Annotated in this window: 8 protein-coding genes; 5 read left to right on the plus strand and 3 right to left on the minus strand. The window is 70.4% G+C overall.

The features are described from left to right. The first annotated feature begins 415 nt into the window (after positions 1 to 415). The 3 genes from ACRWK8_RS03295 to ACRWK8_RS03305 all read left to right on the plus strand — a co-directional run bounded on the left by ACRWK8_RS03295 (position 416) and on the right by ACRWK8_RS03305 (position 5,784). Entirely contained in the window at positions 416 to 2,383 is a 1,968-nt protein-coding gene (locus ACRWK8_RS03295; protein ID WP_431868235.1) for an alpha-1,4-glucan--maltose-1-phosphate maltosyltransferase, read from the plus strand. Positions 2,384 to 2,486: 103 nt separating this feature from the next. Beyond that, entirely contained in the window at positions 2,487 to 4,403 is a 1,917-nt protein-coding gene (gene treS, locus ACRWK8_RS03300) for a maltose alpha-D-glucosyltransferase (protein ID WP_431868237.1), read from the plus strand. 1 nt (position 4,404) lies between these two features. Beyond that, complete coding sequence (locus ACRWK8_RS03305) at positions 4,405 to 5,784, plus strand: maltokinase N-terminal cap-like domain-containing protein (RefSeq protein ID WP_431868239.1); 1,380 nt, start codon at positions 4,405 to 4,407, stop codon at positions 5,782 to 5,784. A gap of 99 nt (positions 5,785 to 5,883) precedes the next feature. Here ACRWK8_RS03305 and ACRWK8_RS03310 read toward each other — a convergent pair whose 3' ends face one another. Next, positions 5,884 to 6,192 (minus strand): hypothetical protein, encoded by a 309-nt coding sequence (locus tag ACRWK8_RS03310; RefSeq protein ID WP_431868283.1) that lies wholly within the window; start codon positions 6,190 to 6,192, stop codon positions 5,884 to 5,886. A gap of 97 nt (positions 6,193 to 6,289) precedes the next feature. Here ACRWK8_RS03310 and glgB point away from each other — a divergent pair, with 97 nt between their 5' ends. Continuing rightward, positions 6,290 to 8,434, plus strand: coding sequence for a 1,4-alpha-glucan branching protein GlgB (glgB, locus tag ACRWK8_RS03315; protein ID WP_378741039.1), 2,145 nt, complete (start codon positions 6,290 to 6,292; stop codon positions 8,432 to 8,434). Positions 8,435 to 8,687: 253 nt separating this feature from the next. Then, positions 8,688 to 10,118 (plus strand): APC family permease, encoded by a 1,431-nt coding sequence (locus ACRWK8_RS03320; protein WP_378740794.1) that lies wholly within the window; start codon positions 8,688 to 8,690, stop codon positions 10,116 to 10,118. A 73-nt stretch (positions 10,119 to 10,191) separates the two neighbouring features. On the opposite strand, the gene ACRWK8_RS03325 is transcribed toward ACRWK8_RS03320, so the two are convergent. Next, entirely contained in the window at positions 10,192 to 11,373 is a 1,182-nt protein-coding gene (locus tag ACRWK8_RS03325) for a pyridoxal phosphate-dependent aminotransferase (protein WP_431868242.1), read from the minus strand. 117 nt (positions 11,374 to 11,490) lie between these two features. Continuing rightward, a complete protein-coding gene (locus ACRWK8_RS03330; protein ID WP_378740798.1) occupies positions 11,491 to 12,444 on the minus strand; it encodes a phosphatidate cytidylyltransferase in 954 nt (317 codons plus the stop codon). Position 12,445 lies beyond the last annotated feature (1 nt).

Consider the following 12,445-nt stretch of genomic DNA (forward strand, 5'->3'; position numbering starts at 1 on the left):
TTCCCTGCATTTGAACAGCCCTACCCATCACGACCCCTCCACCAACATGTGACCTGAATTTTCCGAATTTTCATGACGGGGAATACGAAAACAACCACAGAGGCGCCTGAATCGCTTGTTGCCGTATGCCCGCGATGCGAGGTTCGCCGAGGTGAATCGCGGCAAATACCAGGTCTTGGCGCCCTCGCCTAGTGTGGCGAGGATCACATTAATACTGCGGCCTCGACACTCTGCCAAACCCCACTAGAGGGCCGACGATAGACAGCGGAGGGCACCGAAGCCGCAATCCGGACAGTTTCCGAACCGAGTCTTCGTTAACTCCGTCTTTCCTTGGATTAACTCCCGGTTATTTCTGCGCGGACCCTTGTACGCGCCATCCCATAACGCCCGAACCACGACAATTACGGTGTAGCCAGTGATCGGACGACTGCCCATCCTCGACATCTCTCCAGACAACGACCTGGGGCCGGTGAAAGCCGTTCCCGGCGAGCGCTTCACCGTGTCCGCCACCGTGATCCGTGAGGGGCACGACTCCCTCTCCGCAGGCGTGGTCGTCCACTCCCCCCGGGGCCGCCGCGAGGCGCTGGTCCCCATGCGCGAGCGGGCCCCCGGCACCGACCGCTACGAGGCCGAGATCAGCCTCCCCGGAGAGGGCGACTGGTCCTTCTCGGTCGAGTCGTGGAGCGACCCCTTCGCCACCTGGCTCCACGTCGCGCGTGTGAAGCTCCCCCTGGACACCGACACCGCACTGGTCCTGGAGGAGGGCGCCCGCCTCCTGGCCCGGGCCGGTCGGCGCACCCCCCGCACCCCCGCCCTGACCCGAGCCGCAAGGACGCTGCGCGACCCCGCCCGGACCCCGATGGAGCGTTTCGGCGCCGCCGTCACCGACGAGGTCCTCACGGAGATGGAGCGCAACCCCCTGCGCGAACTGGTCACCCGTTCCCGGCGCACCAAGGTCGTCGTCCACCGCGAACGCGCCCTCTTCGGCTCCTGGTACGAGTTCTTCCCCCGCTCGGAGGGCGCTCAGGTCGACGCCGCGCCCGGCCAGGAGGTCTCCGGCACCTTCGCCACCGCCGCCAAGCGCCTGCCCGCCATCGCGGACATGGGCTTCGACGTCGTCTACCTTCCGCCGATCCACCCCGTCGGGGACGCCCACCGCAAGGGCCGCAACAACACCCTCCAGGCCGGACCGGGCGACCCCGGCTCGGTGTGGGCGATCGGCTCCGCCGACGGCGGCCACGACGCCGTCCACCCGGACCTGGGCACCCTGGCCGACTTCGACGCCTTCGTGGCCGAGGCCCGGGAGCACGACCTGGAGATCGCCCTCGACCTGGCCCTCCAGTGCTCCCCCGACCACCCCTGGGTGGCCGAGCACCCGGAGTGGTTCAGCCGACGCGCGGACGGGTCCATCGCCTACGCCGAGAACCCGCCGAAGAAGTACCAGGACATCTACCCGCTCTGCTTCGACCACGACTTCCAGGGCCTCTACGAGGAGTGCCTGCGGGTGGTCCGGCACTGGATCGACCACGGCGTGCGGATCTTCCGCGTCGACAACCCGCACACCAAGCCGGTCGCCTTCTGGGAGCGGCTGCTGGCCGACGTCGCCCGGCGCGACCCGGACGTGCTCTTCCTCGCGGAGGCCTTCACCCGCCCCGCGATGATGCGCACCCTGGCCAAGGTCGGCTTCCACCAGTCGTACACGTACTTCACCTGGCGCAACGGCAAGGACGAGCTCACCGACTACCTCACCGAGCTCAGCCAGGAGACGGCGCACTACCTGCGCCCCAACCTCTTCACCAACACCCCGGACATCCTCAACGCCTACCTCCAGGAGGGCGGCCGCCCCGCCTTCGAGGCGCGCGCGGTGCTCGCCGCGCTCCTCTCGCCCACCTGGGGGATCTACTCGGGCTTCGAGCTGTGCGAGAACACCCCCGCCGCGCCCGGCAGCGAGGAGTACCTGGACTCGGAGAAGTTCCAGTACCGGCCGCGCGACTGGGCCGCCGCCGACAGCTCCGGGGACACCATCGCCCCGCTGATCACCCGGCTGAACGCGCTGCGCCGCGCCCATCCCGCGCTACGCGAGCTGCGCAACCTGCGCTTCCACCACGTGGACCGCCCCGAACTGGTGTGTTTCTCCAAGCACCGGCCCGGCGCCCCCGGTGAGCCCGACGACGTCGTGATCGCCGTCGTCAACCTCGACCCGCACCACGCCCGTGAGGCGACGGTGCACCTGGACCTGCCGTCGATCGGCCGCACGTGGGAGGAGGACCTCAGGGTGACCGACGAACTGACCGGCCGCACGTACACCTGGCGAGCGGACAACTACGTCCGGCTCGACCCGGGGACCGGGCCAGCGCACGTGTTCACCGTCCACGGCAGATGACGGGCCCTGGCGAGGCGGGCGGGCACCCGGACCGGATGCCGCCCCCTCCATCGCGCGAAACGCCTGTTGATCCGACGTCGAACATTCTTGGTGGGAGCAGTAGATGAGCAACGACGAGTCCGGACCCGTCGCCCACGAGCACGCCGAACACGGTCCGCTCGCCCCGGCCACCGGGGCCGCCACCGGCCCGCTCATGTCCACGGGCGGCACCAGTGATCCCCACTGGTTCAAGCACGCCGTCTTCTACGAGGTGCTCGCACGCGGGTTCTTCGACTCCAACGGAGACGGCACCGGTGACCTCTCCGGGCTCGTGCGGAAGCTGGACTACCTCCAGTGGCTGGGCATCGACTGCATGTGGCTGCTGCCGATGTACGAGTCCCCGCTGCGGGACGGCGGATACGACATCTCGGACTACTTCAAGATCCTCCCCGAGTTCGGCACCACCGCCGACTTCGTGGAGCTCCTGGACGAGGCGCACCGTCGCGGCATCCGGGTCATCACCGACCTGGTCATGAACCACACCAGCGACCAGCACCCCTGGTTCCGGGCGTCGCGGGAGGACCCGGAGGGCCCCTACGGCGACTTCTACGTGTGGTCGGACACCGACGAGCCCTACGACGAGGCCCGGATCATCTTCGTCGACACCGAGACCTCCAACTGGACCTACGACGAGGTCCGGGGCCAGTACTACTGGCACCGCTTCTTCTCGCACCAGCCCGACCTCAACTTCGAGAACCCGGCGGTCCAGGAGGCGATCCTGGAGGTCCTGCGTTACTGGCTGGACCTGGGCATCGACGGGTTCCGTCTGGACGCCGTTCCGTACCTGTACGAGCGCGAGGGCACCAACTGCGAGAACCTCAAGGAGACCCACGAGTTCCTCAAGCGGGTGCGCGCCGAGGTGGACCGCCTGTACCCGGACCGCGTGCTGTTGAGCGAGGCCAACCAGTGGCCGTCGGAGGTCGTCGACTACTTCGGTGACTTCGAGTCCGGCGGCGACGAGTGCCACATGAACTTCCACTTCCCGCTGATGCCGCGCATGTTCATGGCGGTGCGTCAGGAGCAGCGGTTCCCGATCTCGGAGATCCTCGCCCAGACCCCGGAGATCCCCCGCAACTGCCAGTGGGCGATCTTCCTGCGCAACCACGACGAGCTGACCCTGGAGATGGTCACCGACGAGGAGCGCGACTACATGTACTCCGAGTACGCCAAGGAACCCCGCATGCGCGCGAACGTGGGGATCCGTCGGCGGCTCGCGCCCCTGCTCGACAACGACCGCAACCAGATCCAGCTCTTCACCGCGCTGCTGCTCTCCCTGCCCGGGTCGCCGGTCCTGTACTACGGCGACGAGATCGGGATGGGCGACAACATCTGGCTGGGCGACCGGGACGCCGTTCGCACTCCCATGCAGTGGAACTCCGACCTCAACGCCGGGTTCTCCCGGAGCGACCCCGCGCGCCTGTACCTCCCGATGATCATGGACCCGGTCTACGGCTACCAGGCGGTCAACGTGGAGTCCCAGCGCGTGAACCCGGGGTCGCTGCTGAACTGGACGCGCCGGATGATCCAGATCCGCAAGCGCCACCCCGTGTTCGGCACCGGGGAGTTCACGGAACTGAACGCCACCAACCCCAGCGTGCTGGCGTTCATCCGGGAGCACGGCGACGACCGCATGCTGTGCGTGAACAACCTGTCGCGGCACCCGCAGCCCGTGGAGCTCGACCTGTCCCGCTACGCCGGGGTGAGCCCCGTCGAGTGCGTGGGCGGGGTGAGCTTCCCGGAGATCGGCGAGCTGCCGTACCTGCTCACCCTCCCCGGCCACGGCTTCTACTGGTTCCAGCTTCCGGCCGAGCACGCCGCCGAAACGGACGCCGGTGGCCACGAGGGCGCCCCCACCTACGGGCTGCCCTCGGCGGGGGTCAGCGCGCGGGACGCCTTCGACACCGGCCACCGAGCCGCGTCCAACGCCGCGTCCGGCGCGCGGCCCGGGGACGGTGGCGGGAAGGGACACGGGCCCTACTGAGATGTCGCAGCTAGAAGAACTCCTGGCGGTGTGGCTTCCCCGGCAACGATGGTTCTCCGGTAAGGGGATCCCGATCCAGCGGGTCCGGATCGAGAGCAGGTACACCCTGGTCTCGGCCGGTCCCGGCGGACCCGACCTGAACGTCCTCGTCGTGCAGGCGGGCCAGCGCGGCCTCAGCTCCCGCTACCAGGTGCTGCTCGGCTCGCGCCCGCCCCGGTCCCTGCCGCCCGACCTGGCCCGCGCCGCCATCGGCGTGTGCCAGGTCTCGGGCAGCCGCCCACGGGTGGTGTACGACGCCGCGCACGACCCGCAGCTCACGGCGCTGCTACTGGAGCGGTTCACCCGTGGCGGGGACGCGGAGCGACGCGGCCGGGTGCGGTTCCGTACCCTGCCGGGCACCACGGTGGAGGCCATCGGCCCGGGGCGGCTGCTCACCGGGGAACAGTCCAACACCTCCCTGGTGTACGGGCGGGACTACGTCCTCAAGACCTTCCGCAGACTCTGGCCGGGCCGCAACCCGGACCTGGAACTCAACATGGCGCTGTCCGGCTCGCCGTACGTGGCGCGCCCGTGCGGGTGGATCGAGGCGGACCTGTCCGGCCACTCGACCCCGACCACGCTCGCCCTGCTCCAGACCTTCGTCCCGGACGCCACGGACGGGTGGGTGATGGCCACGGCCAACGTCCGCACGCTGCTGGACGGCACGGAGGCCGACTTCGGCGACGAGTCCGCCCGGCTGGGACGGACGACGGCGGCGGTGCACAGTTCCCTGGCCTCGGCGCTGCCGACCGACGTGCTGTCACCGAGCGCGGCGGGCGAGTTGGCCGACGCCATGGTGGAGCGCCTGGCCATGGCCAGCGCGGAGGTCCCCGAGCTGGCGGAGCACGCTCCCCGGGTGATGGAGGCCTACGCGGACTTCGCCGGGTTGGACGAACCGCTGCCGATCCAGCGCGTGCACGGCGACTATCACCTGGGGCAGGTCATCCGGCCCGCTTCGGGGTGGGTCCTGCTCGACTTCGAGGGTGAGCCGACCGTGCCGGTGCGCGAGCGGCAGCGGCTGTCCAGTCCTCTGCGGGACGTGGCCGGGATGCTGCGCTCCTTCGACTACGCGGCCGGATTCCTGCTGGTCGAACAGGACGACGACCCCGATCTCGCGTGGGCCGCGCGTGACTGGGCGCGGCGCAACAGGGAGGCCTTCTGCCGGGGCTACGCCGAGGGGGGCGGCGCCGACCCGGAGAAGCACCTCACCGTGTTGCGGGCCTTCGAGTTCGACAAGGCCGTCTACGAGGTCCTGTACGAGGCCCGGAACCGGCCGAACTGGCTCCGGGTGCCGCTGGAGTCCATCGCCGCCGCGGCCGGGGCGCCACGGGTGCCCGGCTGACCACCGGGGCGGCGGCCGTGCGAGCACGGCTGCCGCCCTTCCGCTTTCCCGATCGAACCATCGCTTCACCGCCTCCCGCCATCCGACCATCACGAGTCATCACGGAGTCGAATTGTCACCGCGTACGACCAGGAAACCCGCGACAGCCGACGAGCAGCCGGTGGAGACGCCGGAGAAGTCCGCCTCCCCGAGCACGGGGGCGAAGGGCACGGCGTCCAGGAGCACGAAGGCGAAGGCGTCGGCCGCGAAGAAGGAGACGGCGGCGCGGAGCACGAAGGCGAAGCCCGCGGAGAAGAAGGTTCCGGCGGCCCGGAAGGGATCGGCCTCGGGGGGCACCGAGAAGAAGACCACCGCGAAGGGTGCGGCCGGAAGGGGCACCACGGCGAAGGGTGCGGCAGGGAAGGGCACGACGGCGAAGGGTGCGGCAGGGAAGGGCTCGGCGGGGAAGGGTGCGAAGAAGCCCGCGGCCGGGCGAACCCGCACACCCGCCGCGCTCTCCGCCGAACTGGCCGCCGAACTCGACCGGGTCGTGGACGGCTGGCACCACGACCCGCACTCCGTTCTCGGCCTGCACGGCCGTGACCTGCGGGTCCTGCGTCCCGGAGCGGTCGAGGTGGACGCCGTCCTGCCCGACGGCTCCAGGGTCGGGCTCACGCACCGCCACCGAGGGGTCTTCTCCGCCCGGCTCCCCGCCCGCACCGCCGACTACCGGATCGCCGTGCGCTACGAGGAGGGCGGCCCCGAACGGGTGGAGGCCGACGCCTACCGGGTGGGCCCCACCCTGGGCGAGCTCGACCTGCACCTGATCGGTGAGGGCCGCCACGAGGAGCTGTGGCGGGCGCTCGGCGCGCACACGACCACCGTCGAGAGCCCGATGGGCGAGGTCCCGGGCACGCGCTTCGCCGTCTGGGCTCCGGACGCGCGCGGCGTGCGGGTGATCGGGGACGTCAACTACTGGGACGGGACCGCGCACCCCATGCGCAGCCTGGGCGCCAACGGCGTGTGGGAGCTGTTCGTGCCGGGGATGGGCGACGGCGACCTGTACAAGTTCCAGGTCCTGGGTGCCGACGGGCACTGGCGGGACAAGGCCGACCCCATGGCGCGCCGCACCCAGGTGCCCCCGGCGACGGCGTCGGTGGTCACCACCTCCGAGCACGTGTGGACCGACGAGCAGTGGATGGCCGAGCGCAAGGGCGTGGAGCCGCACCGCGCCCCGATGAGCGTGTACGAGGTACACCTGGGCTCCTGGCGGCCGGGGCTGGACTACCGGGAGCTGGCCGAGCAGCTGGTGGAGTACGTCGTCGACCTCGGCTTCACCCACGTGGAGTTCCTGCCGGTGGCGGGGCACCCCTTCGACGGGTCGTGGGGCTACCAGGTCACGTCGTACTACGCGCCGACGCCGCGTTTCGGGAGCCCCGACGAGTTCCGGCACCTGGTGGACTCGCTGCACCGGGCCGGGGTCGGGGTGTTCCTGGACTGGGTGCCCGCGCACTTCCCCAAGGACGAGTGGGCGCTGGCCCGGTTCGACGGCTCGGCCCTCTACGAGCACCCGGACCCCCGGCGCGGCGAGCACCCCGACTGGGGGACGCTGATCTTCAACTACGGGCGGACCGAGGTGCGCAACTTCCTCGTCGCCAACGCCCTGTACTGGCTGGAGGAGTTCCACGTCGACGGCCTCCGGGTGGACGCGGTGGCGTCGATGATCTACCTCGACTACTCCAGGGACTCCGGACAGTGGGAGCCGAACGCGTTCGGCGGCCGGGAGAACCTGGAGGCGATCGACTTCCTCAAGGAGCTCAACAGCACGGTCTACCGGCGCAACCCGAACGTGGCGATGATCGCGGAGGAGTCCACGGCCTACACCGGCGTGACGCGGCCGGTGGACCAGGGCGGGCTCGGGTTCGGGCTGAAGTGGAACATGGGCTGGATGCACGACTCACTGGAGTACGTGAAGAAGGAGCCGATCCACCGGAAGTACCACCACGACGACATCACCTTCTCGATGGTCTACGCCTACAGCGAGAACTACGTGCTCCCGCTGTCGCACGACGAGGTGGTGCACGGCAAGCAGGCGCTGTTCAACAAGCCGCCCGGCGACGAGTGGCAGCGGGCCGCGACGCTGCGGGCGCTGCTCGCGTTCATGTGGTCCCACCCGGGCAAGCAGCTGCTGTTCATGGGCGGCGAGATCGCCCAGGGAGACGAGTGGTCCCACGAGGAGGGGGTGCCGTGGTGGCTGCTCCAGTTCGAGCACCACGCGGGGGCGCAGAAGCTGGTCAGGGCGCTCAACCACGCCTACCGGCCGCGCCCGGCGCTGTGGTCCCTGGACACGGACCCGGCGGGCTTCCGCTGGCTGGACGGCGGTGACCACGAGGGCAACACGCTGAGCTACCTGCGCCACGGCGAGGACGGCTCCGTGCTGGCGTGCGCGGTGAACTTCTCGCCGGTGCCCCGCACGAACTGGCGCGTGGGCCTGCCCTCCGAGGGCCGCTGGACGTCGGTGCTCAACTCCGACGAGCCGCGCTTCGGGGGTTCGGGCCACGAGGCGCCCACGTCCGTCGAGGCCCAGCCCCAGGAGTGGCACGGTCAGCCCTTCTCCGCCGAGATCACCCTGCCGCCGCTGGGCGCGGTCTGGTTCGAGCCCCAGCGCTGACCCGACCGTAGGGCCACGTGCCCCGGGGAGTTGTCCACAGGCAGCGCCCCGGGGCTTTCGTGTGCCCCGGATTCCGGTTCTACTGGAAGTCCTGCCCCGCCCGACACAGGTCCCGTCAACCCACCACCAGCCAGTCTGTACAACCCCGCCGAGCCACCTGGCCAGCACGGCACTTCCCGTGGGGACCGCCACGTGTTCTCTTGTCCCCCACACATGTGTCCCCCGACACAGGCACGACCGTTGGGAGCCCCCCATGTCCAACACGAGTCCGGGTTTCGTCAGGGTTCTGGGCAGGACCGACGTCCTCGCCCTGGCCTTCGGCGCGATGATCGGCTTCGGCTGGATCGTCCTCACCGGCGACTTCGTCGACGCGGCGGGCAGCGGCGGCGCCGCCCTGGCCTTCGTCATCGGCGGCGTGGTGATGGCCTTCGTCGGCCTCACCTACGCCGAGCTGGTCTCCGCCATGCCGCACGCGGGCGGTGAGCACCACTACGCCATGCGCGCGATCGGTCCCAAGGGCGCCTTCGTCGCCTCCTGGGCCATGGTCCTGGGATACGTCTCGGTGGTCGCCTTCGAGGCGGTCGCCGTCCCCCAGACCCTCGTCTACCTCTTCCCGGACATCGAGGTCGGCCACCTGTGGACGATCGCCGGGTACGACGTCCACGCCAGCCTCGTCGCCATCGGGGTGCTGAGCGCCGTGGCCATGACGGCCCTCAACTACGTCGGGATCCGACCGGCCAGCGTCTTCCAGGGCGTCACCGTCCTGTTCCTGCTCGCGGCGGGCGCGGCGATGCTCACCGGCGCCTTCGTGGGCGGCTCCACCGCGAACATGGAACCCCTCTTCACCGGCGGGGTGTCCGGGATGTTCGTGGTGCTGGTCGCTGTCCCGTTCCTGTTCGTGGGCTTCGACGTCATCCCCCAGTCCGCCTCGGAGATCAGGCTGCCCCACCGCCTGGTCGGCTCGCTCCTGGTGGTCTCGGTCTTCTGCGCCACCGCCTGGTACGTGATGGTGATGCTGACCGCCGGCGCCGGGATGCCCGCCGCCGACCTCCTGGGCTCCGAGCTCGCCTCGGCCGACTCCATGGCCGCCATGTGGAACAGCGCCGCCATGGGCAACCTCCTGGTCCTGGGCGGCGTGGCCGGGCTGCTCACCAGCTGGAACGCCTTCCTCATCGGGGGCAGCCGCCTCATCTACGCCATGGCCCGGTCGCGGATGCTCCCCTCCTGGTTCGGGGAGCTGCACCCGCGCTTCCGCACCCCCGCCAACGCGGTGCTGTTCATCGGAGCGCTCTCGGTCCTGGCCCCGCTCTTCGGCCGCCCGATGCTCGTGTGGCTGGTCAACGCCGGCGGGCTGAACATCGTCATCGCCTACCTGACGGTGGTGCTGTGCTTCCTGGTGCTGCGCCGCCGCGAACCGGAGATGGAGCGCCCGTTCCGGGTCCGTGCGGGGACCCCCGTGGGCGTCACCGCCTTCGTGCTGGCCTTCGGCCTCTTCCTGCTCTACCTGCCCGGCATGCCCGCCGCCCTGGGCTGGCCCCACGAGTGGGTCATGGTCCTGGCCTGGTGGATCGGCGGCGCCGTCCTCATGTGGCGCCTCCCCCGAGTCGCTCCCGGCCCGGACGCCGAGGAACGCCTCATCGAGATCATGGACGCCCGGGACGGAAGGAGATCCCCCGCCCTCTGAACCGCCCGGCCCGGGACCTCCCCGCGCCCTCCGGCCCAGTCGACGCGGACCGGAGGGGCGGCGCCCGTCGGGCTCAGTTCACCCAGCCGTGCCAGGAGGCCAGGCGCCGGACCGCCTCGTCCAGCACCTCGTCCTTCTTGCAGAAGGCGAAGCGCAGCAGGTGCCGCCCCTCGTCCTGCCGGTCGTAGAACACCTTGGCGGGGACCGCCGCCACCCCCGCCTGACGGGGCAGTGCCCGGGCGACGTCCACGCCGTCCGCGTACCCGAGCGGGCGGATGTCCGTCATCAGGAAGTAGGTGCCCTCACAGACGTTCACCTCGAACCCGGCCCGGGTCAGGCCCTCCGCGAGCCGGTCCCGCTTGCCCTGGAGCGCGAGCCGCTGCCGTTCGATCCACTCCCCCTCGTTGTCGAGGGCGTCGGCGATGGCCAGCTGGAGCGCGCCGTTGGCGGAGAAGGTGAGGAACTGGTTGACCGTGCGCACGGCGCGGACGAGGGGTTCGGGGCCGGTGACCCAGCCGGTCTTCCACGCGGTGACGGCGAACGTCTTGCCCACCGAGGAGATGGACAGGGTCCGCTCGCGCATGCCCGGCATCGTGGCCAACGGCACGTGTCGACGGTCGTCGAAGGTGAGGAACTCGTACACCTCGTCGGTGACCGCGATGAGGTCGTTCTCACGGCAGACCGCGGCGATCTCCTCCAGCTCGGCGGGCGTGAACACCGTGCCGGTGGGGTTGTGCGGGCTGTTGACCATGATCAGCCTGGTGCGCGGGGTCACCGCCGCGCGGAGCTCGGCGGGGTCGAACGTGAAACGGCCGCTCAGCGACTCGCGGCGCAGCGTCACCGGGCGCCGCACCCCTCCGGCGAGGGAGATCGTCGCGGCGTAGGAGTCGTACATCGGCTCGAAGACGATCACCTCGTCCCCGGCCTCCACCAGCGCCAGCATCGAGGCGGCGATCCCGGCCGTCGCGCCGACCGTCACGTACACCTCGGCCTCGGGGTCGAACTCCAGGCCGTAGTGACGGGCACGGTAGCGGCTCACGGCGTCGCGCAGCTCCGGGCGGCCCGGCCCCGGCGGGTACTGGTTCACCCCCGCCAAGATGTTGCGGGAGGCGCCCTCCAGGAGGGAGCGCGGTCCGTCGGTGTCGGGGAAACCCTGTCCGAGGTTCACGGACTCGGTCTCCACGGCCAGGCGCGTCATCTCGGCGAAGATCGTCTCACCGTACTGGCGCATGCGTTCGATCAGAGGTTCATCCACCCGTCGAGCGTATCCACCCGGCACCCCTTCGTCGCCCCCGGGCACGACGAAGGCCCCCGATCTCGTCGCGCCCGGTCCGTCACTGGGTGCCACGAGGTCGGGGGCCCGACCCGTTCGCTACGGGAGGAGGAGGCTCAGCACGATCCAGACCACCGGACCCGCGATGAGCAGCGAGTCGATGCGGTCCATCAGACCGCCGTGGCCCGGCATGAACCGGCCCATGTCCTTGACACCGAGGTCGCGCTTGAAGAGCGACTCGATGAGGTCACCGACCGTGGCCGCCAGGACCACGGCCAGGCCCAGGACCACACCGACCCACCAGGGGCCGCCCAGCAGGAGGGTCACGCACAGCGCGCCCGCCACCGCGCAGCCCACCACGGAGCCGCCGAAACCCTCCCAGGTCTTGTTCGGGCTGATGACCGGCGCCATCTTGTGCCGCCCCAGCAGGATCCCGGCGAAGTACCCGCCGATGTCGCTGGAGATCGTCACGAGGATGAACACCACGAGCCGGTACTGGCCGTCCTCGGGATGCGCGATGAGCAGCATCCACGTGGCCAGCATGAACGGCAGGTACACCAGGACGAACAGGTTCGCCGACGCGTCGGCGACGAACCCCTCGGCCCCGCCCCTCAGCCGCCAGGCCAGGCAGGCGATCGCCGTGAGGGCGGCGATGCCCGCCAACCAGTCCGCGCCACCGAAGTAGGCTCCGGCCTGCATGGCCACCCCGCCCACGGCCAACGGGACCACGGCCAGGGTCATGCCCTTGCCGCCGAAGGCCCGGTTGAGCTCGCGCAGGCCGATCAGCACCCCCAGCGAGGTGATGATCGTGAACAGCTGCGGCCACGGGAAGACCGAGAAGAACACGAGCGCGCCCAGGGCGCACCCGCTGGCGATGGCCACCGGGAGGTTGCGACCGGTCCTGACCGGTTCACCCCCCGGCTTGTGCAGCACGAAGCGCTGCCCGGCGGCCGTGTCCGAGGCGGGGTCGTCCGCCCCGGACGGGGGAATGTCGTCGGGTCTGTGCTCCGGTGAGTGGTCATCGCCTCCGGAACCCTTGGAAGGTGTGCTCACC

The sequence above is a fragment of the Nocardiopsis eucommiae genome (assembly GCF_965344335.1).
Taxonomy (GTDB): Bacteria; Actinomycetota; Actinomycetes; order Streptosporangiales; family Streptosporangiaceae; genus Nocardiopsis; species Nocardiopsis eucommiae.